This is a genomic window from Bradyrhizobium sp. WSM1253 (assembly GCF_000244935.1).
GTDB classification, from domain to species: domain Bacteria; phylum Pseudomonadota; class Alphaproteobacteria; order Rhizobiales; family Xanthobacteraceae; genus Bradyrhizobium; species Bradyrhizobium canariense.
The window spans coordinates 6,772,287-6,796,036 of the sequence record NZ_JH600073.1; the positions used below are offsets into that span (position 1 = coordinate 6,772,287).

Genomic DNA, 23,750 nt, shown 5'->3' on the forward strand with positions numbered 1-23,750 from the left:
CTGGTCAATGCCCCGCCATATGCCGGCCGACAACGGTCAGATCGGCTTCGCTGGTCCGTGCTTCATACACGAATTCGCCGTGGAACATCACCACCAGCCGATCGGAGAGTTCAAGGAGTTCGTCGAGGTCCTCGCTGACCAACAGCACCGCGGCGCCGCGGTTACGCGCGGCCATGATCTCGGCATGGATTTGCGCCACCGCTGCGAAATCGAGCCCGAAACAGGGATTGGCTGCGATCAGCACCTCGACGTCGCCGCCGAGCTCGCGGGCCAGCACGGCGCGCTGGACATTGCCGCCCGACAATGCCGAGATCGGCGTGTCAGGCGTGCGGGTCTTGATCTTGTACTGGGCGATCTTCTTCCCGGCGTCGACGCGGAAGGCGCCGCGGTTGAGCCACCAGCCGCCGCTTGCGAAGGGCGCGCGGTCGAACTCGCGGAAGGCGATGTTGTCGGCGACACTCATGCCGCCGACACAGGCGTTCTTCAGTGGCTCCTCCGGCAGGAGTGACATATTGTGCCGCCGCATCTCCTCGCGGCTGGCGTGATAGGGATCGCCGGCGACACGGATCTCGCCGCTCTCGGCTGCGCGCTGCCCGGCCAGCACCTCGACGAGCTGGCGCTGGCCGTTGCCGGAGACGCCGGCGATGCCGACGATCTCGCCGGCACGGACCGTGAGGGAGACGTCATGCACGGCGATGGCGCCGGCGTCGTCGAGCGCGCGCATCTTCGTCAGCTCCAGCCTCGCCTTGCCGGCCTCACCGGTGCGCGGCGGCTGCACCGTCAGCTCCTCGGCGCCGATCATGGTGCGCGCCATCGCGTCCGGCGTCAGTTCGGAAACCTTGCCGGCGCCGGCGAGCTTGCCGCGGCGCAGGATCGTGACGTCGTCGGCGAAGGCCATGACCTCGCGGAATTTGTGCGTGATCATCAGGATGGTCAGCTCGCCCTTGACGACCATGTCGCGGAGCATGCCGAGCACCTCGTCGGCTTCCGCCGGGGTCAGCACCGAAGTCGGCTCGTCCAGGATCAGGAAGCGACGCCTCAGGTAGAGCTGCTTGAGGATCTCGCACTTCTGCCGTTCGCCCGCGGAGATGTCGGAGACTTTTGCGCTGAGCGGGACCTTGAACGGCATGCGCGCGAGAAAGGCCTCGAGCTCCTTCATCTCTTTCGGCCAGTTCACGACGGCCGGCACGTCATCGCGCGCCAGCACCAGATTTTCGGCGACCGTCATCGCCGGCACCAGGGTGAAATGCTGGTAGACCATGCCGAGGCCGAGGGCGTGGGCGTCCTTCGGATTGCCGATCGCCTGCTCGCGGCCCCCGACGAGGATGTCGCCCTCGGTGGCGTGATAGTAACCCATGATGCATTTGACGAGGGTCGACTTGCCGGCGCCGTTCTCCCCGAGCAGCGCATGGAACGAACCCGGCCGCACTTTCAGCGCGATATTGTCCAGCGCCACGAAATCACCGAAGCGCATGGTCATGGCGATCGCGTCGACGCCGAAGGCGCCTGATGGCGGTGGCGTTTCGCCGACGATCACGAAATCGCTCCGATGAAGGCGTCGGAGGTCGAGACCGCACCGAATACGCCGCCCTGCATCTTGATCATCTTCAGTGCGTGCTCGTGATTGCTCCTGTCGGTCGCGCCGCAGCAATCGTGCAACAGCACGCATTCGAAGCCGCGGTCGTTCGCCTCACGCATGGTGGTGTGAACGCAGACGTCGGTGGTGATGCCAGTCAAAACGATGTTCTCGATGCCGCGCACGCGCAGGATCAGCTCCAGGTCGGTGGCGCAGAACGAGCCCTTGCCGGGCTTGTCGATGATCGGTTCGCCGGGCAGCGGCGCGAGCTCCGGGATGATGTCCCACCCGGCCTCTCCGCGCACCAGGATGCGGCCACAGGGGCCGGGATCGCCGATGCCGGCGCCGATCTGCCGGGAACGCCAGCGCTTGTTGGCGGGCAAATCCGAGAGATCGGGGCGGTGGCCTTCGCGGGTATGGATGATGTGAAAGCCTTGGCTCCGCATTGCCGCGAGCAGTTTCTTGATCGGCTCGATCGGCGCCCGCGTTAGGGACAGGTCATAGCCCATCTTGTCGACATAGCCGCCGACGCCGCAGAAATCTGTCTGCATGTCGATGATGATGAGCGCGGTGTTCTCGGGGCGCAGATCGCCGTTATAGGGCCAAGCATAGGGCTCGGACTTGATGGTGCGCTCGGGCATGATTTCGCTTCCTAGCGGGTGATCGACAATTCGGCCGGGGCTCCGGTCAGCGTGCGTTTCGGCGAGCAGGTGATGATCATGATCGCCAGCGTCAGGATGTAGGGTGCTGCGTTGAAGAGGTGGTAGCCGGAGGTGACGCCGACCGATTGCAGCGCCGGGCCCAGCGCCGCGGCGCCGCCGAAGGCGAGCGAGGCCCACAGACACAGCAAGGGGTCCCAGCGTGCGAAGATCACGAGCGCCACGGCCGTGATGCCTTGGCCCGAGGACAGGCCCTCGTTCCAGCTTCCGGGATAGAACAGCGACAGGAACGAACCGCCGATGCCGGCGAGGAAGCCGCCAACCATGGTCGCGCGCAGGCGGATCAGCAGCACGGAGTGGCCCATCGCACGCGCAGCGTCCGAACTCTCGCCGGCGGTGCGGATCAGGAGGCCCCAGCGCGTGGTCCGGAAGGCCCAGTAGAGAATTGGCGCGAGCGCGACGCCGATCAGGAACAGCACGTTGACCCGTAGGGCCGCCCGTACCTGCGGAATGTCGCTCCACCAGCCGAAATCGATTGCGGGCAGTCGAGGCGCTGTCGGCTCGATCAACGGTTTGCCGAGATAGAAAGCTAGGCCGGTGCCGAACAGCATCAGCGCGATGCCGACCGCAATGTCGTTGACGCGCGGCAGTGAGCAGATGCCGGCATGCAGGGCGCCCAGAAGCGCGCCGGTAATGCCAGCGGCGAGCACGCCCAGCCACGGTGATCCCGTGAGGTAGGAAATGCCGTAGGCGCTCATCGCGCCCATCACCAGCGTGCCCTCGAGGCCGAGATTGATGCGGCCGGAGCGCTCGGTGATGCATTCGCCCAGGCTCACGAACAGGAACGGCGTCGAGACGCGAATGGCGCCGCCGAGCACGGCGAGTGGGACGGTCCAGAGTCCGATCGAGCCGTCTGCCATCTCAGGACTTTCCCTTCAGAAACCCGATGCGGCCATAGAGCGCATCGCTGGCCAGCACGAAGACGAAGATGATGCCTTGCAGCACCAGCACGGATGCATCCGGCAATCCGAGGCGGCGCTGCAACAGCCCGCCGCTGGCGCTGATACCCCCGAGCAGGATCGCGACGGGGATAATGGCGAGCGGATTTTGCCGCGCCAGGAAGGCGACGAGAATCCCTGTGAAGCCGTAGCCCGCGGCGAGGTTGGCGTTGGTGCGCCCCTGCACGGCGGCGACCTCGACCATGCCGGCAAGGCCCGCGGCGCCGCCGGCAAGGAAGCAGATGGTCAGGATCAACTTGCTGACATTGAGGCCGACAATCTTCGCAGCGCGGATGTTGCCGCCGGCAACGCGCGCGGCGAAGCCGAACACGGTGTGATAGATCAGGATATAGGCGGCAATCGCGGCGATCAGGCCGAACACCAGACCCCAATGCACGTCGGTGCCGGGAATCGATCCGATCATGTTGGCCGAGCCGATCTCGCGGGTCGACGGCTTGTTGAGGCTGGCGGGGTCGCGCATTGCGCCTTCGACGAGATGGTTGAGGACCGCGAGCGCGATGTAGACCAGCAGCAGGCTCGAGATCGTCTCGTTGACGCCGCGATATTGCCGCAGCGCGCCCGAAAGCATGACCCACAGGCCACCGCCGATCACGCCGCCGACGACCATGGCGATCTGAACGATCAGCGGCGGCATGCCCTGAAGCACCAGTGCTGCGCTGGTTGCCGACAGCGCGCCGATCAGGAGTGCGCCTTCGCCGCCGATGATGACCATGCCGAGCTGCGCAGGCAGCGCCGTGCAGAGCGCGGTGAGGATCAGCGGCGCCGCGCGCGTCAGCGTGTTCTGCCATGAGAACCAGGTGCCGAACGCGCCGTAGTACATGTAGAAATAGAGGTCGAGCGGGTTCTTGCCGAACATCGCGACGAAGATGCCGAAGACCACGAGCGCGCCGGCCAGCGCCGCGCCCGGGATCAGGATATATTCGATCGCTCCGCCGTGACGCTGGAGGAATCCCGGATCGGCGGCCGGGGCAACTGTCCCGACCGCTTCAACGGGATCCGCAGCTTCCGCCGTCACGAAGTCGCCCCGACCACGCCCTCCACGAGATAGTCCATCTTCTCGAGTTCAGGGTCCTTCTGGCCGCGATCGGTGCCGGCCGCGATCACCGTCTTGCCCTTGTTGTCGACCAGCCCTCCCTTGAAGATGGCGTAGCCGTCACCGGACAAGAACTTGGCCTTGACGTCGTCGGCGTGCTTGCGCGCCTCGGCGGAGACCGCTTCGCCATAGGGCGAGGTCTTGACGATCTCTTCCTTGAGGCCGCCGCGATAGAAGTTCGGGATGCTCTCGCCGGCGGCGATCATCTTGACGAATTTGGGGTACAGCGCTTCCCAGTTCCACTCGGCGCCCGTGAGATACGCCTTCGGCGCGAGCGGCGACTGGTTGACGTGATAGCCGCACACCATGGCGCCCCGACGCGCGGCGTTCTCGACCATGGTCTTCGGACCGTCGACATGGCAAGTGAGGACGTCGACGCCCTGATCGATCAGGCTGTTGGTGGCCTCGGCTTCCTTGACCGGCATCGACCAGTCACCGGTGAAGATGACCTGCGTGGTGGCCTTGGGATTGGCAAGCCTCGCGCCGAGCGCGAATGCGTTGATGTTGCGCAGCACTTGCGGGATCGGCTTGGCGGCGACGAAGCCGAGCTTGCCGCTCTTGGAGCTATAGCCGGCGACGATGCCCGAGATGTACTGGGCTTCATCGATATAGCCGAAATAGCTGCCGGCGTTCTTCGGGTCCTTGTCGCTCCACAGGCCGCCACAATGCTCGAAGTGCAGCTTCGGGAATTTGTTGGCCATCTTGACCATGTGCGGATTGTAGTAACCGAACGAGGTCGGGAAGAGCAGGGTGGCGCCGTCGAGATTGATCATGGACTCGATCGTCTTCTCGACCGCGTCGGTCTCGGGCACCTTCTCTTCTTCCACGACTTTGAGGCCGGGAATCTTCTTCAGCGCCGCCGCGCCCTGCGCATGCGCCTGGTTGTAGCCATAGTCGTCGCGCGAGCCGACGTAGATGAATCCCATGGTGGTCTCGGCCGCGAAGACGGGACGAATGCCCGTCGCCGCACCGAGGGTGACGGCCGCACCGCCCTGCAACAAATGACGTCGTGAGATCCTGCCAAATTCCATTGCTTGCTCCCCTTGGCGGATGCACCGCCTCATCTCGCTGCGCCGGTCTGGCGGAGCCCGGGATCAATTGTCGCAAGCTTCGTGCCAGAGGCTATTGAGAGAGCATTTCCGAATAAGTCGTTGGAAATATATTGTTATTTCATGTGTTCCGAACCTGAGCATGAAAGCATCAGATGAAATTATAGGCATTATTTTATAGTTGTATGCAATGGAGTTAAGCAGGTCTTACCCGGCTTGAACATGTGCATGACGAGGGCCGGGCGGTCTGCCGGCGGCGGCATTCCATGCTAACCACGCGCTGCTTGGACCGGCGTCGGCAGCGTGATTTCGCTGGCACCGAACTTGAATCGATTGCCGCCAGGACCGCCGTCGCCGCGGTCCCAAGAGATGGAAAGCTCGCCGAGATGGCTGCTGGTAACGCCGTTCAGAATGGTTCGCTCGGCGAAGAGATCGTGCGAGGGATCAACGAGCTCGCGGCGATCTCGGAAGAAGGCGACAAGCTCACCCGCGTCTATCTGACCAGCGAGCTGCGCAAGGCGGCGGACCTCATCCTGAGCTGGATGCGCGACGCCGGCATGAGTGCGCGTCTCGACGCGATCGGCAATGTCTGTGGGCGCTACGAAGGTGAGCGGCCGGGCGCGCCTTGCCTGATGCTCGGCTCGCACTACGACACCGTCCGCGATGCCGGCAAATGGGACGGGCCACTGGGCGTGATCACGGCGATCGCCTGCGTCGCCGATCTCAACCGCCGCGGCAAGCGCCTGCCGTTCGCGATCGAAATCGTCGGTTTTGCGGATGAGGAAGGGGTGCGCTTTGCCTCGACCCTGCTCGGCAGCCGCGCGGTAGCCGGCACTTTTGACGAAAGCGTCCTCAACACACGCGACAGCGATGGCGTCGCCATGCGCGATGCGCTGGTGCAGTTCGGGCTCGATCCCGATCATATCGGCGCGGCCGCTCGGGCCCGGCGCGAGCTGCTTGCCTATCTCGAGCTGCACATCGAGCAAGGGCCGGTGCTGGAAGCACAAAACCTGCCCGTCGGGGTGGTCACCGCGATCGCGGGCGCGACACGGCTTGCCGCGCGGCTGACCGGCATGGCGGGGCACGCGGGCACGGTGCCGATGGCGCTCCGGCGCGATGCGTTGGCGGGCGCGGCCGAATGCATCGGCGCGATCGAGCAGTTTTGCCGCACCGACGAAGGCGGGCTGGTCGGCACCGTCGGCTACATCCAGGCGAGGCCCGGCGCGACCAACGTCATTCCGGGCGAGGTGTCGTTCACCATCGACATGCGGGCGCCGACCGACATGCACCGCAAGCGCGCGGTCGCCGATGCCGTCAGGCAAATCGAAGCCATCGCAAAGCGGCGTCAATTGACGCTTCAGCTCGACGTCACCCACGAGAACCGCACCGCGCCTTGTGCGCCCTGGCTCAAGGAGCAGATCGCGCAGGCGATCAAAGCGGAAGGTTTTTCCGTCTTCGAGCTGCCGAGCGGGGCCGGGCATGACGGCATGGCCATGATCGATATTGCCGATGTCGCCATGATCTTCGTCCGCTGCCGCGGCGGCATCAGCCATCACCCGGACGAGCATGTCGAGCTCGCCGATGCCGACGCCGGCGCGCGGGTGTTGCTGCGCGTGATCGAGAACTTTCGGCCGCGGGAAGGCTAAACTGAGCCCGCAAGTCACGGGATAGAGACACGAATCAGACAGGTCTGGAGCCGCGACGGCCTCCCGCCGGACCACGAGACCCATTCGACGGCGCCTATGAACAGCGGCATCTCTTCTCCATCCCATCGCGGAAACCGGTTTTACCAAGGCCTGACGGCGACCTTCGTTGCCAACGCGCTTCAGGCGGTGAACTTTCTCGGTGATCGATTCCTGAGGAAGTCGCATCATCCGTTCACGTCCATCGAGGACCTTTACCGGCACTCGATGGACAGTGCCTTTGCGGTATCTGAGTCCTTTCTCGTCACCGGCGCGCCGCACGCCTCTGCGTACTATCCGCGCGACTTCGCCTGGTTCTATCCCGACGTCCTCGACCCCGACACCATCATGGATTCGCAGGATGCGGTGCGCCGGGCTCGTCTGCTCGACAAGAGCGTCCGGCTGCTGCTGGAAGCGGTTCGCGCCAACGTCGTCACGACGACCATCGTCCCGGCCGGGCGCGCCCGGTATCTCGGCGTGAACTATTTCTCGCGCCCTTCGGATACGCTGCTCGGCATTCTGGCCGGCCTGCGGCAGATGATCTCGGCCGAGGAGAGAGCGTCATCCTATCTGGCGATGTCGCAATGCGCGCATGCCGGCCGCCTGCTGCTGGCCGAATATTGCGGCGATCTGAAGCGTGCGATCCTCCAGCTCGCAAGCGAGCTCGAACCGTTCAATGATGATGGCTCCACCTATTTGCTGTGCGACGCCAGTGCTCCGCGCTCCGCGGCAACCGACACGCGCGCCGAGCGCAGGCGTTTCGTCACCAATGCCTGCGTCTACACGACGTTCGTGTGGGGCGTGCAGCTCGGAATCGTCGACGAGAACGAGCTGAAGCGGCGGCTCGGACGCGACCTGGCGCAGTACAAGAGGGACCTCCTCCGCCTGTTCGGCAAGGACGGCTATATCAGGCATTCCCTGGACGGCCCCACGGGCTCGCCGGCGTCCTCGGTCGCGCTGGATTTCGCCAGTGTGCATCGCGGCTTCTGGGATATGAGCGAGCCGGCCGAGCGCGCGCTGTTCGCGGCCACGGCGGATCTGATCATTGCGGAGCCGCGCTTTCGCATCCCCAGCACATTCCACTTCCTGGTGTCCGCGGATAATCCGCGGAACAAGATGATCCACAAGATCGCGGCTCCCGCCTACCAGGGACGTTCCTCCTGGCCGACGTTCAATGTCGAGTTCGCGGATCGCATGCTGGATTATGACGAATTCTCGGGGAGCGATACCTACCGATCCTGCGCCCAGGGAATTCTGAAGGACATTCGCACCGCGACCGAGGTCCACGGCGGCTATCAGGAACTGATCTCGGAACAGGGCCTGAAATATCGCACCTGGGCTTACAAGGGGGCCGTGGCCCACTCCTGGTTTCCGCGTTTCCTCTCCGTCTGGAGGAGGGCGCATGGAACGCCGCTCCTCCAGTGGAATGACTGAACGGCGGTCATTACCCCGCCGTCACGTCCACAAGCTCGCCACCGTCGAGCACCTTGGCCGCCTTGGCGCGGTCAAGGTCGCCTTCCCAGGCGGCCACAACCACGGTCGCAACGCAATTGCCGGTGAGGTTGCCGACCGCGCGAGCCATGCCGATGAACCAGTCGACCGACAAAACCAGCACGAGGCCGATCGCAGGGATGCTCGGCACCGCGTTCAGCGTCGCCGCCAGAATCACGATCGCGGAGCCCGGCACGCCATGCGCGCCCTTCGAGGTGATCAGGGAGACGCCGAGCACCAGCAGGAGATCGCCGAAGGACAGCGGCGTGTTGGTCGCCTGCGCGATGAAAACGACTGCGAGCGTGAGGTAGATCGAGAAGGCGTCGAGGTTGAAGGAATATCCGGTCGGGATGACGAGGCCGACGACGGAATCCTTCACGCCCATCCGCTCCAGCTTCTTCATGATCTGCGGCAGCACGGCGTCGGACGAGGCGGTCGCGAGCACGATGGTCAACTCCTCGCGCAGGTAGGCGAGGAATTTGAGGATGTTGATGCCGGCGAGCGCCATGACGCCGCCGAGCACGCCCAGCACGAAGATGCCGACCGAGACGTAGAACAGCGCCACCAGTGAGACGAGCTGCTTGAGCGAGCCGACGCCGTATTTGCCGACGGTGTAGGCGACTGCGCCGAGCACGCCGAGTGGAGCAACGCGGACGATAAGCCCCATGACGCGGAACAGCACGGTCGAGGCGGCATCGATCATCGACGTGACGAGCTTGCCTTTCTCGCCGCCGACCAGTGCGAGGCCTACGCCGAACAGCACGGCGAAGAACAGCACCTGGAGCACGTCGTTGCGCGACAACGCGTCGAACGAGGTGCTCGGGATTACGTTGAGGAGGAAGGAGCCGATGCCGCCGCCCTGAAGCTTGTGGGCGTTATCGGCATAGGTATTGAGGGCCTTGGCGTCCAGCGTCGAGGGATCGATGTTCATGCCGTGGCCGGGGCCGAAAGTGTAGGCCAGGATGAGACCTACCACGAGCGCGACTGTGGTCATCACCTCGAAATAGACCAGCGCCTTGACGCCGACCCGTCCGACCTTCTTGAGGTCGCCCGCGCCGGCAATGCCGTGCACGACGACGCAGAACACGATCGGCGCCACGATCATCGAAATCAGCTTCAGGAAGGCGTCGCTAAGGATCTTGAGGGAGATGGCAAAATCCGGCGCGGCCACACCCAGGATGATGCCGAGGATCAGCGCGGCCAGGACCTGGACGAACAGCGATGTGTAGAGCGGCTTGGCTCGGCGGCCGGGGCCGCGGCAATGGTCGACATGGTGACTCCCCCGTTTTGACGACGTCTCGATCGTCGAAAGGAGCAACTAGCGTGCCAGATTGTCGCGGTTTTCGCTGAGGAGGAGGTCTATTTGGTCGCTTTTGCGGTGCGACCGGGCATCCGCATCGGCACCGGGAAACCGTTCGAGGTGCCGTCGGTCACTGGACAGGCGATTTTGCGGTCCTACGGTCACGTTCCGCACGCGGGTGGCCGCGTCACGCCGCGAGATCTAGCAGCCGACACGATCCGCGTACCAGCACCTTGCGTCCATTCGGGGTCATGACCGGGACGCCGTCGCAGACGACGACAAGACCGAGCTTGACGAGGCTCTCGATGAGATAGGCCTTGGAAAGGCGACCGTTCGACACCGGGTTGCGAAGCGCCTTCAGGACCTCCCATTGGTCTGGCGAAAGATCGAAGTCGATGTCGCTGCTCATGCTGCCTCAAGCCATAGTGCCGTTCGTGCGCCTCTGTTAGTGGCGCTGCATGAAGACCGTGCGACGACAATGAGTCGGGAATTCGGTGAGGTGTTTAGAACTTCTCTTCACAAATTGCTGCACGCCATTGCGCCACAAGAGTTAAGACCGCTCGATCACTAGGATCGTCCGGAGCCTCGATCACATATTGATGATGTGGGCTTGATGTTGGTCCGCGAACAACCGCGCTGCACGGGAAGCGCTGCTGTCCCATTCTGCGTCGCAATATGCACAGAAATCATGAGACGAAGGGTTGGAGATTTTGTTACGCTGATTCGCGGGGAATAGCTTCACACGGCAGGAGTGGAGTGCATGAACAGACTGGTCGAAATTCGCAGTCAGGAATCCCTGTGCCGGGAGCGCGCCGCGCTTGATTTCCAGCGCCGGGTTTTCTGGCTTGCGCAAGCTCAAGAATGGGAGCAGCGCGCGCTTGACGAGATCGCCTATCATTTCCGGGAGTGCAATGTGGCTCAGACGGAGCTGGTGCGAAACTGACGTCGGCTGTGGGTAAGGCCTACTGATAAGTCGCCACAATATCGGACACCGCGCGCTCGAGCTGCTGCGCGGTCGCGCACTGGCGCACCACGCTGCAGAAGGTCGCATAGCGCGGCATCTCGGAATCGCCAAAGCCCCAGGCGAGACGTCCTTCGGGATTGAGCCACACCAGCCGTTTCGAGCGCTCCGAGATGCGGCGCAGGATGTCGGCGCGCGGATCGAGATTGTTGCTGCGGGCATCGCCCAGCACGATCACCGTGGTCTGCGGCGTCAGCGCGCTCATGAACTCCTTCTCGAAATCGACCAGCGAAGAGCCGTAGTCGGAGGAGCCGAAGCCGACCTTGGACATGATCTCGGCCATCGCCTCTTCCGGCGGTTTCGATTCAAGGATGTCGCTGACTTCGATCAGATGTGAGGAGAAGGCGAAGGAATGGACGTCGTCGACGACCTCGTGCAGCGAATGGATCAGGAGCAGGAAGAAATCCGAGACCTGCGCGACTGAGCCCGAGACATCGCAGAGCGCCACGATCTTCGGCCGGTCGCGATGCTTGCGCTTCCAGGCTGTGAGAAAGGGGATGCCGCCCCAGGCGGCGTTCCGGCGCAGCGTGCGGCGGACGTCGAGATGACCGCGCCGTTGGCGCTTGCGTGGTTTCGAATAGCGCTCGCGCAGGCGCCGTGCGATCTGGCGGATGAGAGCGCGCATCTCCGCGACATGGCGCCGCTCGATGCGGGCAAGCGGCGCGTTGCGCAGAATCTCGTTGCGGAGGTTTTCAGCCTCCTCGCGGGCATAGAGCGCAAGCCCCTGCGCGACGGTGTCGCGAACGGCTTCGCGCAAGGCATCGAGCGCGGCGCGAAGCCGCTCGGCCAGTGCGGGATTGGTCGGGGTCAGCTCGTCGAGATCGTCGCGTAGCCGCTGGAGCCCCATGGCGTCGAGGATGCGGCTGGAGAAGATGCCGCGCTGGGTGGAGTAGCGGATGTCGGACAGGGAGGCCGCACCTGAGGCGCTGGCGATCGCGGCGGTGATCGCGTTGCGATCCTGCGACAGCAGCATCTGCGCGAGGGGGCCCAATTCTGCGGGAGGCGAACCGCCGCTTGCATCGCTGGCCTCACCAGATGATGGAGATTGATCCGCGTCCTCCGAAACATCGTTGCTGTCGGCTTCAGATTGTTCCTGCCGCGGCTCCGGCTGGCTGAAGAACAGGTCGAAGCAGTCACCGAGCGCGAGCTTTTCGTCCTGCGACTTGGCGAGCGTCAGAAGGAGCGCATCGCGCAGGATGGTCCGGTCGGAAACGCCGACCTGCGCGACCGCGCGCATCGCATCGATGCTTTCGGCAGGCGAGACATGGACGCCGGCGCCCCGTGCCGCACGGAAAAAACGATGAATATTCTCGCGCATCTGCGTCAACCGAAGACGTTGGATCGTGCTGCCTTGGCAATGAAGGTCGTAATCTGAGGCTGAGCCGCCTCGATGTCGGCCTCGTATTTCAGGAGCACGTTGAGCGTGTCCTTGACGATCTCGGTGTCGAGCTCCGAGGCCTGCAAGAGCACCAGCACGCGCGCCCAGTCGATGGTCTCGCTGACTGAAGGCAGCTTCTTCAGGTCGAGCGAGCGGATTTCGTGGATGAAGCCGACCATCTGCCGCCGCAGCGTCTGCGAGATGTTGGGGACGCGGCTCTCGACGATGCGCTCCTCGAGCCGCTGCTCGGGGAAGCCGATGTGCAGATGCAGGCAGCGCCGCTTCAGGGCATCGCCGAGATCGCGCTCGCTGTTGGAGGTGAGGATCACCGTTGGCGGCGTGATTGCGGAGACGGTGCCGAGTTCGGGGATCGTGACCTGGAAATCGGAGAGAATTTCCAGCAGCAACGATTCGAACTCCGCATCCGACTTGTCGATCTCGTCGATCAGGAGCACGCAGCCGCCCGGCTGCTCCAGCGCTTGCAGCAGCGGCCGCGGCTCGACAAACTCCTTTGAGAAGAACACGTCGCCGAAATCGTGGAGCTGATTAAGTGCAGCGTGCAGAGTCTGCGCGCCGCCCAGGACTTCGCCGAGCTTGTCCTTGAGGATCTGCGTGTAGAGAAGCTGCTTGGCGTATTTCCATTCATAGAGCGCCTTGGCCTCGTCGAGGCCTTCGTAGCATTGCAGGCGGATCATCTTCAGGCCGCGCCAGGCCGCGATCGCCTTGGCAAGCTCGGTCTTGCCGACGCCCGCGGGCCCTTCGACCAGGATCGGCTTCTCGATCTGTTGCGACAAATACACGGCGGTCGCGATCTGCCGGCTCGCGATGTAGCCTTGCGCGGCGAGGCCGCTCTCCACTGCCTCGATCGCTGTCGAGGGCTTCTGTTCAGCCACGAGAAGGCGCTCCCAAAGGTCTTGATTGAGGCTTGTTCTGCCTGCGTTCACGGCAAAGAACAAGCCTCGTTTGGGAGAGGCCAGACCCGCGCCAATGGGCGTTTTTTCCGCTCAACGCAAATAGTTGGGCGGCTACCGGCCGCGCGATCAGTGCCGCAGCAACTCCGGCTTGCGGATCGTCTGTCTGACCTCGGCGCCGCAATCTGCGCATTCATAGACGAAGTCGATCTTGGCAAGACTCCAATGCGGTTCGACCTCGCGCACATACATCGGAAGGAACCCCATGCAAGCGGGGCAAATCACAGGCGCGATCTCGATATCCTGATGATGCTTTACATAAGCTGGCATCTCGGCTCTCCTTCGCAGACGACCTCCAAACCCGCGCGAAGGCTACTGCCGGCCGGCGCAAGGCCGACATCAACTCTTTCGAACAGAGGCGGAACAGCGGAGGTTTGTCGTTCGCTGTGACATTCTTGTTACGTCTCTGTACTGTGACGGGCGGACCAAATACCTATTTCAAAAGCCCGATCCGGTATTCGGACTCTGACCTCAACGATAAGGGAGCAACGCCCATGACGCATGCCATTCGCTTTCACAAGACCGGTGGTCCGGAAGTGCTGGTCTGGGAGGAGGTCAGTGTCGGCAAGCCCGGACCGGGCGAGGCGCGAATCCGCCATACCGCCGTCGGTCTCAACTTCGTCGATATCTACAACCGTTCGGGCCTTTACCCGGCGCAACTGCCGAGCGGGCTTGGTAGCGAGGCTGCTGGCGTCGTCGAGGAGGTCGGGCCCGGTGTCACCGATGTGAAGCCGGGCGATCGCGTCGCCTACGGCGCCTCGCCGCTCGGCGCCTATTCCGAGGCGCGGCTGATCCCGGCCGACCGACTGCTGAAGCTGCCGGACAGTATCGACGACAAGACCGCGGCGGCGATGATGCTGAAGGGGCTCACCACGCAATATCTGATCCGGCAGACCTATCGCGTGAAGGCCGGCGACACCATCCTGCTCCATGCGGCCGCCGGTGGCGTCGGCCTGATTCTCTGCCAGTGGGCCAAGCATCTCGGCGCGACCGTGATCGGCACCGTCAGCAACGACGAGAAGGCCAAGCTCGCCAAGGCGCATGGCTGCGACCATGTCATCATCTATAGCCACGAGGATTTCGTGAAGCGCGTGGACGAAATCACTGGCGGCAAAAAGGTGCCGGTGGTCTATGACTCCGTCGGCAAGGATACGTTCTTGAAGTCGCTCGACTGCCTCGCGCCGCTCGGAGTCGCCGCGCTGTTCGGTGCGTCCTCCGGCGCTGTCGAGCCGCTCAATCTCGGTTTGCTCGCGCAGAAGGGCTCGCTCTACGTCACCCGACCGACGCTGTTCACCTACGCCGCCAAGCGTGAAAGCCTGGTCGCGATGGCAGGCGAGCTGTTCGACGTCGTCAAGTCCGGCGCGGTCAAGATCGAGGTGCACCAGACCTATCCACTGAAGGACGCCGCCAAAGCCCATGCCGATCTCGCCGCGCGCAAGACCACGGGATCAACCGTTCTCACGGTGTGATCTCCGAACGGGCTGTGGCGCAAGCCGCTTGGGCCTGCGTCACGTCCGCTCATGCTTGCGCAGATCGCGGGCGTGATCGAGGCGCAGGGCCTGGAGGTCGACTTCTTCGGGCGGGATCCGGGGCAGGACAGCCTCGGCGAGGATCGCCTCGGTCACGTCTTCGACCGAGTTCTCCACGATCTCCTGGATGAACGAGATATTCCGATACTCACCTGAGGCGACGCGGGAAATGACCTCGCGCCTGGTGATTTCAGGGTCGACGACCGCTTCCCGGCCGCGGCGCCCATAGTCGATCATCACGACGAAATACTGCATGAAACGATCCTGCCGTGCCCCATGGTCGGGCACGGCAGAGTATTTCCGAAAAACGGAATCAAGTCAAGGTGCATTTCGAAAAAACGGAATTAGAGCCTACTTGCTCCGCTTGCGAGGGCGCGCCGACTTGGCGCGCAACCGCTCCAGCTGCCCCTTGGGCATGGACAGGCAGATCTCGCCGACCCACTCCAGTTTCACGCCGACGATCTGCTTGGCATTGAAGCTGGTGAGATTGACGACGGAGGGGGATTTACCCCGCTCGATAGTCTTCAGATAGCGCTCGCCGGTCTTGAGCCGGACCACGGCCTCCTCGCCGTAGAAGCTCGACAGCGGATGGCGCTGGTCCTTGTAGACCACGATGACGTCGCCGCTCTCGTATTTGGGCAGCATCGAATCGCCCACGATCTCGAATGCGATGGTCTCCTCCATGATCGGAAAGGGCAGCGCGATGTCGCCAAGGCCTTCCGGGGGAACCTGCTCATAATCCGGCTCGATCACGGCACCGGCCCCGACGCGACCCATGATCGGCGCGAGATTGAGCTCGAGATATTCCATGATCGGGATGATTTCCGAAGCCTTCACAAGGCGCTCGCCGCCGAGGATCTCCGAGACAGCGCCGGGGCGAACGCCCATGGCCGCCGCCAGGCCGCCCTTGCTCTTGCCCGTCTTTTCCAGGCCCCGTTCGATCATTGCAGCGTCCAACATGGTGATTCCCTCGATTGTCCATCGTCCCGCCTCTTGTAATCCGAAATTCGGAATTGATGCAATTATGAATATCAGAATTGTCGCTTGACTTCGACTTCGGAATACCGGAATGTGGGCTCCGCCTCGCGATCGTGCGATCGGAGGAGGCGCATCACAGGACAGCAGCATGGAACCGGGCCATTGGTCGTCGGAGCACTCCGACGCGCTTCGCGACTGTTTTCTCAAGGGAATGTCTTATGCGGAGATCGGAAGACGGATTAACGCAAGGTTTGGAACGGCTTACACGCGCAACGCGGTGGTCGGCCGCGCCAAGCGGCTCGGGCTGGTCGTGCAGATACGGACGACGAGCCCGTCGATCGTCCCGGCGCTGCCGTCGGGAGCCTGTCTTGTCCTGCCGCACCGCCCCACGGGGCTGACCCTGCCGCCGAAATCCGCGATGAAGCCTGCCGCGCCCGTCAAGTTGCGCTGCGTCGGCGTCCAGCCCCGCTTGGTCCCGTTGGTCGAACTCGCTAGCGAGGACTGTCGCTATCCCTATGGCGGCGACAAGGACGGGGAGGAGATCACCTTCTGCGGCCATCCGCGGGAGCCGGGCTCGAGCTATTGCACGCCGCATGCGCGCCTGACGCGCCGCGCCGGAGCTGGATCCGCCCGCGTCGCCGGCCCCGTCGTGCTGAGGCTGGTCTCTGCCGCCTGACCTGACGCCCGCCCGTTCAATCGTCAATTTCGCAAGGAGTATCCGAGTGGCACGTGTCCGACGCAACAGGTCCTATAAATTGGCGAATGTCTACGACCGACGCTCACGTGAGATACCGTTCAATGCGGAGGTGGCGGAAGTCGAGGTGGACAATCCGCTGGCGCTCGACCCCGGCGAGAAGATCATGGCCGTGCGGTCGATCCGCTGCGATCCGCTCGGCCGGCTGCACGCGCACCATCAGATCGACGAGGCACAGTATCGCGGCGGGCGCGCCTTCCAGAACGATTGGGAGAGGGCCGAACGAGGCCTTCAGGCAATGGACCCGACTCGCGAATATGTCGATGGGGCGCGCACGCGCGAGCCGGTCACCGAGAGCCAACGCGAGGCGGTGCTGCGGCTGAACCGGATCGAGCGCGAACTCGGCACAGACGGCGCCGCGCTAGTGCACGACGTGTTGGTGCTGGGCCTGACCATGGACGAGATCGGCCAGCGTCGCGCCGTCCGTACGCAGCGCTGGATCGACTATTTTGCGCGGCGTTTTCGTGAATGTCTGGACCGGCTGGCACTGATCTATGGCTTTGCCACGGAAACGGGGACACGGCGTTCAGGGCAACACAAATGAGACCGGCGCGCCCGCGACCCTGGTCGCGGGCGCGCCGGTCTCCTGCTTAGGGATGCGGTAGGATCTGGTAGGTCGTGGCATAGGGCTCGACCCGCAGTGAGGCGTTGGCCAAAAGCCCGATTCTGGCGGTCGGCGCTTGCTGCAATTCACCGTTCGGACCGCGATGCACGTTGTATTGCCAGACGGTGAGATCGCCCTTCTGCGCCAAGGCGTGTGCAACGGCGCTGGCATCATTGCCGCCGAGGGCCTGAAGCTCCTCCGTCGACAATCCGACGACGATTTCGTCCTTGATGGTGACGATCTTGAACAGGTTCATCCTGGTCTCCTGCGCCCACGCGCTTGGTATCGAGAAGGTGAGAAGCGCGACTGCGGCGCCCTTGATGAGATCGCAGCGAGAAAGCATGCCGTCGTCCTTTGGTGCTGGGGCGCCAGAATCGATCAATGCATCGGCCACGGCGCCCGTGATCTGCGTGACTGTTCCGCCACCGCTTTGTCGTTTGTTCCTCGAAAACGGTTCACGACGTTTATTTCGTCGACGATACAACCGCCGATGCCGGACTCAACAATTACGTGTATACGCTGAAGAAGCACTAATTCGCGTCCACCAACATCCATTCACATCCGAAACAACACGAATTGCAGCGTCGATTGACGGCGATCGAGGCTGGATGCTGATCGATGACGCTTCTTGACGCAGGTGGGTGACGGCGGGCCATATTCCTGTTATCCGGAATTGCCGTGGTGCGATGCAGACGGAGCATCGCTGCGCCAACTGTTAGGCTTGCCGGAGGGGTTGTTTCTTGACATAGTTGCAACCTGCTTAGGTGTGCTTGCTTGCACATGTGGCTCGGCGTGCGAACACACCCGGCTCCTCCGGCCGAAAGCGAGCTGTCGCCATTGCATCCGGTTGTGGCATCCGGGTGTGGCGTTTGGTTCTTAGTTGGGATCTCGATGTTGGATCACGAAGTCCGATGCTTGTCATAGGTGCGAGATGAAGAACCTCAATTTCGCAGCTGAGCTGCACCTCAAGCTCGGCGCGCCTGCAAGCGGCACCGTCGAAAGCCTGCGCCTGCTCCGCGCGTTTCTGAAGCTCGCGCCCCGGCAGCGTTTCGAGGTCATCAAGCTCGTCGAAGACCTCGCTACCGAAGAAGCTCTCCCCGAACACCCCCTGTCCTGAGCCTGCCTGCGCGCCGGCCTTACGCCTTGCCCTTCGTTTTCCTGCCAGAGCCGGCCGCCGGGCGACGTCTTCCTCCGGCTGGACGCTGGCAGGCGATCCGGCAAGTGTGGTATTCAGTTCTGAAAACGGGAGGAGTGCGACCATGATCGAACCGAAGCTCGAAGTTCCGGCCGAACTGCGCGACCTGGCCGAGAAGACGATTGACCAGGCGGAAAAGGCATTCGGCATGTTTTTCGAAGCCGCCACCAAATCGATGACGACCGTTCCGGGCGCGGGGGCGGACGTGTCGAAGCAAGCGCTCGCTTTCACCGAGCAGAACATGAAGTCGGCGTTCGAGCATGCTCGCAAGCTCGTCCATGCCACCGACCTTCAGGAGGCGATGCGAATCCAATCGGATTTCCTGCGCAGCCAGTTCACCAGTGCCGGAGACCACATGCGCCAGATGACCGGCAGTCTCATGCAGCCGGGGAAGGGCAAGTCCTGATTCTCGGTGTGTTCACGGCGCGTCCACAGATTGGACTTACGCGGCGTGAATATTTGCACATCGATACTGGTGCCGGTCCATGATGGGCTGTCGAATGGACCTCATTCGCCGCCCATCATCCTTTCCGCTGATCCTTGTCGGTTCTCAGGCAGGGATTTGCATCTGTCGCAGGTGTTTTGACCAATCGGTCGCTCTGCTAACGCAGCGATGCGATGTAGGCCGCGATATCGCCGGCTTCGATCCGGCTCAAGGGGAAATTCGGCATTTTCGGGTGCGGGTCTAGCAGGAAAAAGGCGAGCCTTTCCGAACTGAAGTCAGGCCTGCGCGCAACGGACACGAAAGAGGGGACGTCGGCACTCGCCTGTGTTTGGCCGTTCGCCACGACATGGCAGCTGGCGCACCAGCGCCTCGCAAGGTCGGCGCCGTGATCTGCATCGGCGGCGAGAGCGGACGACGTGCCCACGCTCGAGGCCACGGCAACCAGCAGGCAAATTCGTCTCAAATGCCGGTGCATAGAGCAACCTGTGTGTTGTTGGCTCGCGACGCCGTCCTCATCCGCAGCACGAACCCGGATACTGCGAGAGGTCGATGCGGGCAATGATCGACCGCAGCAGCTTGCGAGCCGAACGATAGAGATGCCGGGCGAATCTCGGCGTCCTTGCCGCAGGCAGGGCAAAGCTTGTCGTATCGAGTCTTTTCGTATCAAGGCTTTCGATGGAGTGCGACACGTGCCTCTCCGAGATGGCGAGGCCCTTTCTATCGTGGTCGGCTCGCGGCAGCCTTGATCTGCCGCAAAGGGGCCAGACTAATAGTCGCCGGGGTTCATGATCATCGGGCTTCGTGTATCGGCCGGCGCGAGCGCGCTGCTGGCGCTGTCGCGCAGGAAGCGGTCGAGTGTTGCCTGGATCTTCTCCTTGACCGCATCGGGACCGCGATCGCTCATCTCGGTATGCTGTGCGCCAGTGTGGATAATATCAATGCCGCGCGCCTTGGCCTCTTCCGGCGTCGGCAGCACGCCGGGATCGGTTACAAAATGCGGATCCTTCGAGCGGAACGACAGGATCTTCATGTGGTCGCTAAGCACGAAAGGCACCCGCAGATTGTCCAGCGTGATCACTTTCGACACCAGCTCCGGGTGCTGATGAGCGACATACATCGAAACGTCGCCGCCGTTGGAATGGCCGACGAGCGTGATGTGGTCGTAGTCGGCGTTGTCCTGCCGCCGCTTCAACTCGCCCAAGGTGAAGAGGATGTTGGCCTCGCAGCGGATATAGACCTCGCGCCGGCCGACATATTGCTGGCCGGCCTTGGTCATCAGGGGCGGATCGCTCGGCAGATCCTGCTGGATGCTGGCGACGAGATAACCGCGTGCGGCGAGCACGTTGGCGAGGAAGGAATATTCGGTGGCCTTGACGGTATTGCCGTTGCTGATGATGGCGAGCGGGAGCTTCCAGAGGCCGAGATTGGCCTTGGTCTCGTAATCGCGCCGTACAGCGATTTCGACCGCGATCGGCCGCTGGCGCGCGGCGTCGAACAGGGTCAAAACCTCATGGCGGATCGCGAACCGGCTGACCACGAAATATTGGCCGACGCCGAGGACGCAGAGAAACGCCAGAACTGCAAACACCCTTTTCATGGTTCCGTCTCAAATCACTTTTGACTGAACATGGCTATTGGGAACTCCCGGATCGAGCGATCGTGAGCAGGCTACGGGATTAAATTTAGGCAAGCCTGTGCGCCGCGCCCCAAAAAGGGCCGCATGTCGGAGGCACAGCGCGAAGGGCAAGGGATTTACAGACAACCGCCCTTGCCGCGTTCGGAGCAGAGCCGCAACGCGCTAGTCAAAGTAAAAAGGAGGCGCGGGCTGCGGCGCTCGTTGTCGGGCGCCCGGTAGCTCAGGGGGACAGCCACGCCGAGATCAGCCTGGAAATCGGCCGGCAGGAAGAACCGCACGCCAGCTCCGGCCGAGGTCAGCGACAGGCCGTCGCTCAGGCGGTAACCGTCGTTCCAGACTGCGCCGGCGTCACCGAAGGCATAGAGCTGATAGCCGGTCCAGTAACGGAAATTGAGCTTCTGGTCGAAGCGCAGCTCGAGTGAGCCGGCAAGACCGTTGTCCCCACTGATCTCTGCTGCGCCATAGCCGCGCCCGAAGGCAGCGCCGCCGAGATAGAATTGCTGCGAGGTGAACAGCGGCCGTGACGCCGTCTGGCTCGCAGCGGACAGCTTGAGCGACCAGACGTCGTTGAGCGTCTGGTAGCGCGTGAACCAGAGGTTTAGCACCGAGAAGTTCGATGACGCGCCATCGCGCGACAACAGATCGTCGTCGAAATGCGAGGCACCGAAGATGTCGAGGCCCTGGCGGTAGGTCAGCGTCGCGAAATTGGTGCCGCCGAAATGATCCTGAAGCCGGTAGTCGGCGATCAGGCTCGCTGTCCTGATGTGGTCGTTGTACCAGGCGCCGTAAAGGTCATGCTCGGACACGTTGCTGAAGGTCGTCGCCGCAGTCAGGGTCAGCGAGGACAATCGCGACTGCAGTGGGACGATGCTGGCACGCAGCTCGAACCCTTCGGTTGTGGTGATGTCGCTGTCGAGGCGGCGGACATCGCCCGGCCTGACCGCGCTGTATAGGACGGACCCGCCGAGGCGCACGCCGTCGATGCCGACGGGTGCATCGTAGGACAGCCGTGCGAAGCCAAGCTGGCGGGGGTCGTTGGCGATGGTCGACGGGTTGACCGCCAGCGTGTCGCCGGGCGTGAGATAGGAGTTGAACGCGCCGGTCGCGTATGTCTGCCACGGACCGACTGATGATGAGCCGAGATTGTCCAGACCGAACGACGAGAAGACGTGCCAGGTCTTCAAATAGACGACGAGGCGGAAGCGGCCGGTTGCCCCGCCGATCTCCTCCAGTGCGGTATCGGTGATCCGGACGCCAGGTCTGCCGTTAATGAGAAAGAGCTGGCGTTCCAGCGTCGTCAGGCGCGACGGTTGCTCGGCCAGAACCGGCCCAAGCATCGGTCTCACGCCGAACTGTTCGGCGCCATCGCCTTTCAGCTCGGCCTGGACGATGGCGCCTTCGATCACCTGGATCCGGAGCAGGCCATCGGCGATATCCTGCGGCGGCACGATCGCACGGCTCAAGTGAAGACCATCGGCACGGTAGAGATCGCTGATCGCGCCGGCGATCACGGCGAGATCCGCCTGCGAAACCTTCTTGCCGACATAGGGCTGATAGACCGCGGCGATGCGATCGGGGGAAACGGCCCGGGCTCCGCTGACGTGGATGCCGCGCAGCACGAACTGAGGCTTGGTATCGCCGCCGGTGCTGGGCTGGTCGACTGTTGGTAGCCTGACCGGAGGACGGCTCAGCGATTCCCGCTCGGTTTGGTTTTCAAAATATTTCTCAGGTTGGCGCGGATCGAAGCCAGGCTGGCTCGCCTGCTGCGCGAAAGCCTGAGGAACTCCCGCGAAGAACGGCGCCAACAGCGCCATTGTGGTAATGAGATGCCGCTTCCCGGCGCGCGCGACGCGCCCGTCCCCGTAGTTCGACGGAGATGTGCCCCTGATGCGGTGAGGGTTCGTTAGCCACATGATTTTTCATAGTTTTTTATGGTCAATGAACGGTTAACGTGAGCGCTCCACTGGCCGCTTCCCGCTAATCCTATGTTGAGTGATTTCGGATACCCCTCAGGCTGGCTGTAACGCGGACTGAGGATCGTCATGCTGAGCAAAATTGGAATGCGGTGCGCCTTCGCGGCTGCGCTGATCCTGGGAACGGCTTCCGCCGCATCCGCCGCGGACGATGGCATCTGGTCGGTCGGCAAGGCCACCGGCGAGGTCTGGGTCGCCACCAGCGGCGCGCAGCAGGTTTCGTTGAATCAGCAGGAGGCACTCAAGCCCGGCGACACCATTCGCACCGGGCGTAATGGCCGTGTGCTGCTCGTCCGCGGTGAGGAAACGATCCTGATCTCTCCCAACTCGGTGATCGGCTTGCCGGCTGAGAGCAAGGAGGGCCTTTCCACGACCATCATCCAGCAGGCAGGTTCGATCCTGCTCGAGGTCGAGAAGCGCAACGTCAAGCATTTCGAGGTGGAGACGCCCTATCTCGCCGCCGTGGTCAAGGGAACGCAATTCAGCGTCACCGTGAATGCGGGGAGCACCAAGGTCGGCGTGCTTCGCGGCCAGGTCGAGGTCTCCGACTTCAAGACGGGACAGATCGCCCAGGTCCTGCCGGGGCAGGCCGCCACCGCTTTCGAGCATGGCAAGCCCGGCCTCTCTTTAAGCGGGTCCGGCACCTTCAATCCGATCGAGCACGGCAAGCCGCGCGCCTCGAACATCGAGCGCGTCCCTGTGCCGAAATCGGGCCTGTCGGCCCCGCGCAACGCGGCGAACGGCCATGCGATCCATGCGCTCGGTCCGATCGAGAAGCGCACCAAGGCGGCCGGCGCACTCAAGCAATCGCAAGAGGCGGCCGGAGCTCACACGTCCAAGGGCGGTGCTGCCAAGCCCGGCGTCGTGCGCATTTCGAATTCGCTCGGCGAGGTCAAGCTGAACGTCCACAAGGTCACGCACGGGCTCGCCCACGGCGGCGGTGCTCCCGGACAGGTGCGCAATGCGCACGCCAGCACCGAGACGGTCTGGAGCGACTCGAAAGCGAGCACGACGGCGTCCAACAGCGCCGTCCAGACTGCGGTTACCACGAGCAGCGGCGTGACGGCTGGCAGCACCAGCTCCTCAGCTGCGAGCACGACAATAGCCGCGACGACGGCCGGCGCGTCCAGCGACGGCTCTGGCGGCGGCAGCGGAAATGCCAGCGGCAAGTCCAACCCCGGCAGGGGCGACTCCGGTAATGGCAATTCTGGCAATGGGAATTCCGGCGACGGTAACGGCAACAACGGCGCCACCGGTAACGGGAGGGGCAACAACGGTAACGGCAACGGCAATGGCGGCGGCAACGGCAGCGATGGCCACGGCAATGCCTTTGGCCACAACAGGCACTGAGGCGATTTCTTAGGGGATGAGGGGGGCGCAACCGCAGAAGCGGGTGC

At 63.3% G+C, this 23,750-nt stretch carries 26 protein-coding genes; 9 read left to right on the forward strand and 17 right to left on the reverse strand.

The window, feature by feature from the left end; genetic code table 11:
• Positions 1 to 4 precede the first annotated feature (4 nt).
• From BRA1253DRAFT_RS32860 to BRA1253DRAFT_RS32880, 5 genes are read right to left on the reverse strand one after another with little or no spacing between them, the layout of a single operon-like run.
• Positions 5 to 1,537 (reverse strand): ABC transporter ATP-binding protein, encoded by a 1,533-nt coding sequence (locus tag BRA1253DRAFT_RS32860; RefSeq protein WP_007601466.1) that lies wholly within the window; start codon positions 1,535 to 1,537, stop codon positions 5 to 7.
• Entirely contained in the window at positions 1,534 to 2,217 is a 684-nt protein-coding gene (locus tag BRA1253DRAFT_RS32865; protein ID WP_007601467.1) for a cysteine hydrolase family protein, read from the reverse strand. The genes BRA1253DRAFT_RS32860 and BRA1253DRAFT_RS32865 overlap by 4 nt, the downstream gene beginning before the upstream one ends.
• An 11-nt stretch (positions 2,218 to 2,228) precedes the next feature.
• A complete protein-coding gene (locus tag BRA1253DRAFT_RS32870; RefSeq protein ID WP_007601468.1) occupies positions 2,229 to 3,155 on the reverse strand; it encodes an ABC transporter permease in 927 nt (308 codons plus the stop codon).
• 1 nt (position 3,156) lies between these two features.
• The gene (locus tag BRA1253DRAFT_RS32875) at positions 3,157 to 4,269 is read right to left on the reverse strand and encodes an ABC transporter permease (protein ID WP_007601470.1); all 1,113 of its coding nucleotides are present in this window, start codon (positions 4,267 to 4,269) and stop codon (positions 3,157 to 3,159) included.
• Positions 4,266 to 5,378: a BMP family ABC transporter substrate-binding protein gene (locus BRA1253DRAFT_RS32880; protein ID WP_007601471.1), complete on the reverse strand. Its 1,113-nt coding sequence runs from the start codon at positions 5,376 to 5,378 to the stop codon at positions 4,266 to 4,268. The genes BRA1253DRAFT_RS32875 and BRA1253DRAFT_RS32880 overlap by 4 nt, the downstream gene beginning before the upstream one ends.
• Positions 5,379 to 5,782: 404 nt before the next feature.
• On the opposite strand from BRA1253DRAFT_RS32880, the gene BRA1253DRAFT_RS32885 reads away from it, so the two are divergent.
• Both BRA1253DRAFT_RS32885 and BRA1253DRAFT_RS32890 read left to right on the forward strand, forming a co-directional pair.
• Entirely contained in the window at positions 5,783 to 7,042 is a 1,260-nt protein-coding gene (locus tag BRA1253DRAFT_RS32885) for an allantoate amidohydrolase (protein WP_035995577.1), read from the forward strand.
• Between the two features lie 96 nt (positions 7,043 to 7,138).
• Positions 7,139 to 8,512: a hypothetical protein gene (locus BRA1253DRAFT_RS32890; RefSeq protein WP_007601475.1), complete on the forward strand. Its 1,374-nt coding sequence runs from the start codon at positions 7,139 to 7,141 to the stop codon at positions 8,510 to 8,512.
• Positions 8,513 to 8,522: 10 nt separating this feature from the next.
• Here the strand turns inward: BRA1253DRAFT_RS32890 and BRA1253DRAFT_RS32895 are convergent, their stop codons facing one another.
• Together BRA1253DRAFT_RS32895 and BRA1253DRAFT_RS32900 are read right to left on the reverse strand one after the other, a co-directional pair.
• Positions 8,523 to 9,788: a dicarboxylate/amino acid:cation symporter gene (locus BRA1253DRAFT_RS32895; RefSeq protein WP_051058549.1), complete on the reverse strand. Its 1,266-nt coding sequence runs from the start codon at positions 9,786 to 9,788 to the stop codon at positions 8,523 to 8,525.
• A 268-nt stretch (positions 9,789 to 10,056) separates the two neighbouring features.
• The gene (locus tag BRA1253DRAFT_RS32900) at positions 10,057 to 10,278 is read right to left on the reverse strand and encodes a hypothetical protein (RefSeq protein ID WP_007601477.1); all 222 of its coding nucleotides are present in this window, start codon (positions 10,276 to 10,278) and stop codon (positions 10,057 to 10,059) included.
• 351 nt (positions 10,279 to 10,629) lie between these two features.
• Between BRA1253DRAFT_RS32900 and BRA1253DRAFT_RS32905 the strand changes: the two genes are divergently transcribed.
• Positions 10,630 to 10,812, forward strand: a complete 183-nt coding sequence (locus BRA1253DRAFT_RS32905) for a hypothetical protein (RefSeq protein WP_007601478.1) — start codon at positions 10,630 to 10,632, stop codon at positions 10,810 to 10,812.
• Between the two features lie 19 nt (positions 10,813 to 10,831).
• Here BRA1253DRAFT_RS32905 and BRA1253DRAFT_RS32910 read toward each other — a convergent pair whose 3' ends face one another.
• The 3 genes from BRA1253DRAFT_RS32910 to BRA1253DRAFT_RS32920 form a co-directional block, all read right to left on the reverse strand.
• Complete coding sequence (locus BRA1253DRAFT_RS32910) at positions 10,832 to 12,208, reverse strand: VWA domain-containing protein (RefSeq protein ID WP_007601481.1); 1,377 nt, start codon at positions 12,206 to 12,208, stop codon at positions 10,832 to 10,834.
• A gap of 5 nt (positions 12,209 to 12,213) precedes the next feature.
• Positions 12,214 to 13,161, reverse strand: coding sequence for a MoxR family ATPase (locus BRA1253DRAFT_RS32915; RefSeq protein ID WP_007601482.1), 948 nt, complete (start codon positions 13,159 to 13,161; stop codon positions 12,214 to 12,216).
• 147 nt (positions 13,162 to 13,308) lie between these two features.
• Complete coding sequence (locus BRA1253DRAFT_RS32920) at positions 13,309 to 13,509, reverse strand: hypothetical protein (protein WP_007601483.1); 201 nt, start codon at positions 13,507 to 13,509, stop codon at positions 13,309 to 13,311.
• A gap of 224 nt (positions 13,510 to 13,733) precedes the next feature.
• Between BRA1253DRAFT_RS32920 and BRA1253DRAFT_RS32925 the strand changes: the two genes are divergently transcribed.
• Positions 13,734 to 14,708, forward strand: coding sequence for a quinone oxidoreductase (locus tag BRA1253DRAFT_RS32925; RefSeq protein WP_007601484.1), 975 nt, complete (start codon positions 13,734 to 13,736; stop codon positions 14,706 to 14,708).
• Positions 14,709 to 14,747: 39 nt separating this feature from the next.
• Here BRA1253DRAFT_RS32925 and BRA1253DRAFT_RS32930 read toward each other — a convergent pair whose 3' ends face one another.
• Positions 14,748 to 15,023, reverse strand: a complete 276-nt coding sequence (locus BRA1253DRAFT_RS32930) for a hypothetical protein (RefSeq protein WP_007601485.1) — start codon at positions 15,021 to 15,023, stop codon at positions 14,748 to 14,750.
• Between the two features lie 96 nt (positions 15,024 to 15,119).
• A complete protein-coding gene (locus BRA1253DRAFT_RS32935) occupies positions 15,120 to 15,728 on the reverse strand; it encodes a S24 family peptidase (RefSeq protein WP_007601486.1) in 609 nt (202 codons plus the stop codon).
• A 166-nt stretch (positions 15,729 to 15,894) separates the two neighbouring features.
• Here BRA1253DRAFT_RS32935 and BRA1253DRAFT_RS32940 point away from each other — a divergent pair, with 166 nt between their 5' ends.
• Positions 15,895 to 16,422, forward strand: a complete 528-nt coding sequence (locus BRA1253DRAFT_RS32940) for a GcrA family cell cycle regulator (RefSeq protein WP_007601487.1) — start codon at positions 15,895 to 15,897, stop codon at positions 16,420 to 16,422.
• A 46-nt stretch (positions 16,423 to 16,468) separates the two neighbouring features.
• Positions 16,469 to 17,044, forward strand: coding sequence for a hypothetical protein (locus BRA1253DRAFT_RS32945; RefSeq protein WP_007601488.1), 576 nt, complete (start codon positions 16,469 to 16,471; stop codon positions 17,042 to 17,044).
• Between the two features lie 46 nt (positions 17,045 to 17,090).
• On the opposite strand, the gene BRA1253DRAFT_RS32950 is transcribed toward BRA1253DRAFT_RS32945, so the two are convergent.
• On the reverse strand, positions 17,091 to 17,447 hold the full coding sequence (locus BRA1253DRAFT_RS32950) for a hypothetical protein (protein ID WP_007601489.1): 357 nt from the start codon (positions 17,445 to 17,447) through the stop codon (positions 17,091 to 17,093).
• A gap of 588 nt (positions 17,448 to 18,035) precedes the next feature.
• Between BRA1253DRAFT_RS32950 and BRA1253DRAFT_RS44730 the strand changes: the two genes are divergently transcribed.
• Entirely contained in the window at positions 18,036 to 18,221 is a 186-nt protein-coding gene (locus BRA1253DRAFT_RS44730; RefSeq protein ID WP_007601490.1) for a hypothetical protein, read from the forward strand.
• A gap of 142 nt (positions 18,222 to 18,363) precedes the next feature.
• Entirely contained in the window at positions 18,364 to 18,705 is a 342-nt protein-coding gene (locus tag BRA1253DRAFT_RS32960) for a phasin (RefSeq protein WP_007601491.1), read from the forward strand.
• Positions 18,706 to 18,901: 196 nt separating this feature from the next.
• Here BRA1253DRAFT_RS32960 and BRA1253DRAFT_RS32965 read toward each other — a convergent pair whose 3' ends face one another.
• From BRA1253DRAFT_RS32965 to BRA1253DRAFT_RS32975, 4 genes are all read right to left on the reverse strand, one after another.
• Positions 18,902 to 19,219 (reverse strand): cytochrome c, encoded by a 318-nt coding sequence (locus BRA1253DRAFT_RS32965; protein WP_007601492.1) that lies wholly within the window; start codon positions 19,217 to 19,219, stop codon positions 18,902 to 18,904.
• Between the two features lie 37 nt (positions 19,220 to 19,256).
• Positions 19,257 to 19,433 carry a hypothetical protein gene (locus BRA1253DRAFT_RS43935; protein ID WP_157158661.1) on the reverse strand — a complete coding sequence of 59 codons (177 nt, stop codon included), beginning with the start codon at positions 19,431 to 19,433 and terminating at the stop codon, positions 19,257 to 19,259.
• Positions 19,434 to 19,510: 77 nt separating this feature from the next.
• Positions 19,511 to 20,341 carry an alpha/beta fold hydrolase gene (locus BRA1253DRAFT_RS32970; protein ID WP_007601494.1) on the reverse strand — a complete coding sequence of 277 codons (831 nt, stop codon included), beginning with the start codon at positions 20,339 to 20,341 and terminating at the stop codon, positions 19,511 to 19,513.
• Positions 20,342 to 20,496: 155 nt separating this feature from the next.
• Positions 20,497 to 22,293: a ShlB/FhaC/HecB family hemolysin secretion/activation protein gene (locus tag BRA1253DRAFT_RS32975; RefSeq protein ID WP_007601496.1), complete on the reverse strand. Its 1,797-nt coding sequence runs from the start codon at positions 22,291 to 22,293 to the stop codon at positions 20,497 to 20,499.
• Between the two features lie 129 nt (positions 22,294 to 22,422).
• On the opposite strand from BRA1253DRAFT_RS32975, the gene BRA1253DRAFT_RS32980 reads away from it, so the two are divergent.
• Positions 22,423 to 23,703 (forward strand): FecR domain-containing protein, encoded by a 1,281-nt coding sequence (locus BRA1253DRAFT_RS32980; RefSeq protein WP_007601497.1) that lies wholly within the window; start codon positions 22,423 to 22,425, stop codon positions 23,701 to 23,703.
• The last annotated feature ends 47 nt before the right edge of the window (positions 23,704 to 23,750 follow it).

What these genes read in the sequence shown, in the direction of transcription:
- BRA1253DRAFT_RS32890 (WP_007601475.1), top strand. Translation starts at nt 7,139, where the DNA reads ATGAACAGCGGCATCTCTTCTCCATCCCATCGCGGAAACCGGTTTTAC.
- BRA1253DRAFT_RS32870 (WP_007601468.1), bottom strand. Translation starts at nt 3,155, where the DNA reads ATGGCAGACGGCTCGATCGGACTCTGGACCGTCCCACTCGCCGTGCTC.
- BRA1253DRAFT_RS32925 (WP_007601484.1), top strand. Translation starts at nt 13,734, where the DNA reads ATGACGCATGCCATTCGCTTTCACAAGACCGGTGGTCCGGAAGTGCTG.
- BRA1253DRAFT_RS32970 (WP_007601494.1), bottom strand. Translation starts at nt 20,341, where the DNA reads ATGAAAAGGGTGTTTGCAGTTCTGGCGTTTCTCTGCGTCCTCGGCGTC.
- BRA1253DRAFT_RS32885 (WP_035995577.1), top strand. Translation starts at nt 5,783, where the DNA reads ATGGCTGCTGGTAACGCCGTTCAGAATGGTTCGCTCGGCGAAGAGATC.
- BRA1253DRAFT_RS44730 (WP_007601490.1), top strand. Translation starts at nt 18,036, where the DNA reads ATGAAGAACCTCAATTTCGCAGCTGAGCTGCACCTCAAGCTCGGCGCG.
- BRA1253DRAFT_RS32900 (WP_007601477.1), bottom strand. Translation starts at nt 10,278, where the DNA reads ATGAGCAGCGACATCGACTTCGATCTTTCGCCAGACCAATGGGAGGTC.
- BRA1253DRAFT_RS32965 (WP_007601492.1), bottom strand. Translation starts at nt 19,219, where the DNA reads ATGCACCGGCATTTGAGACGAATTTGCCTGCTGGTTGCCGTGGCCTCG.
- BRA1253DRAFT_RS32935 (WP_007601486.1), bottom strand. Translation starts at nt 15,728, where the DNA reads ATGTTGGACGCTGCAATGATCGAACGGGGCCTGGAAAAGACGGGCAAG.
- BRA1253DRAFT_RS32930 (WP_007601485.1), bottom strand. Translation starts at nt 15,023, where the DNA reads ATGCAGTATTTCGTCGTGATGATCGACTATGGGCGCCGCGGCCGGGAA.
- BRA1253DRAFT_RS32905 (WP_007601478.1), top strand. Translation starts at nt 10,630, where the DNA reads ATGAACAGACTGGTCGAAATTCGCAGTCAGGAATCCCTGTGCCGGGAG.
- BRA1253DRAFT_RS32975 (WP_007601496.1), bottom strand. Translation starts at nt 22,293, where the DNA reads ATGTGGCTAACGAACCCTCACCGCATCAGGGGCACATCTCCGTCGAAC.
- BRA1253DRAFT_RS32910 (WP_007601481.1), bottom strand. Translation starts at nt 12,208, where the DNA reads ATGCGCGAGAATATTCATCGTTTTTTCCGTGCGGCACGGGGCGCCGGC.
- BRA1253DRAFT_RS32880 (WP_007601471.1), bottom strand. Translation starts at nt 5,378, where the DNA reads ATGGAATTTGGCAGGATCTCACGACGTCATTTGTTGCAGGGCGGTGCG.
- BRA1253DRAFT_RS32950 (WP_007601489.1), bottom strand. Translation starts at nt 17,447, where the DNA reads ATGCTTTCTCGCTGCGATCTCATCAAGGGCGCCGCAGTCGCGCTTCTC.
- BRA1253DRAFT_RS32940 (WP_007601487.1), top strand. Translation starts at nt 15,895, where the DNA reads ATGGAACCGGGCCATTGGTCGTCGGAGCACTCCGACGCGCTTCGCGAC.
- BRA1253DRAFT_RS32865 (WP_007601467.1), bottom strand. Translation starts at nt 2,217, where the DNA reads ATGCCCGAGCGCACCATCAAGTCCGAGCCCTATGCTTGGCCCTATAAC.
- BRA1253DRAFT_RS32960 (WP_007601491.1), top strand. Translation starts at nt 18,364, where the DNA reads ATGATCGAACCGAAGCTCGAAGTTCCGGCCGAACTGCGCGACCTGGCC.
- BRA1253DRAFT_RS32920 (WP_007601483.1), bottom strand. Translation starts at nt 13,509, where the DNA reads ATGCCAGCTTATGTAAAGCATCATCAGGATATCGAGATCGCGCCTGTG.
- BRA1253DRAFT_RS32980 (WP_007601497.1), top strand. Translation starts at nt 22,423, where the DNA reads ATGCTGAGCAAAATTGGAATGCGGTGCGCCTTCGCGGCTGCGCTGATC.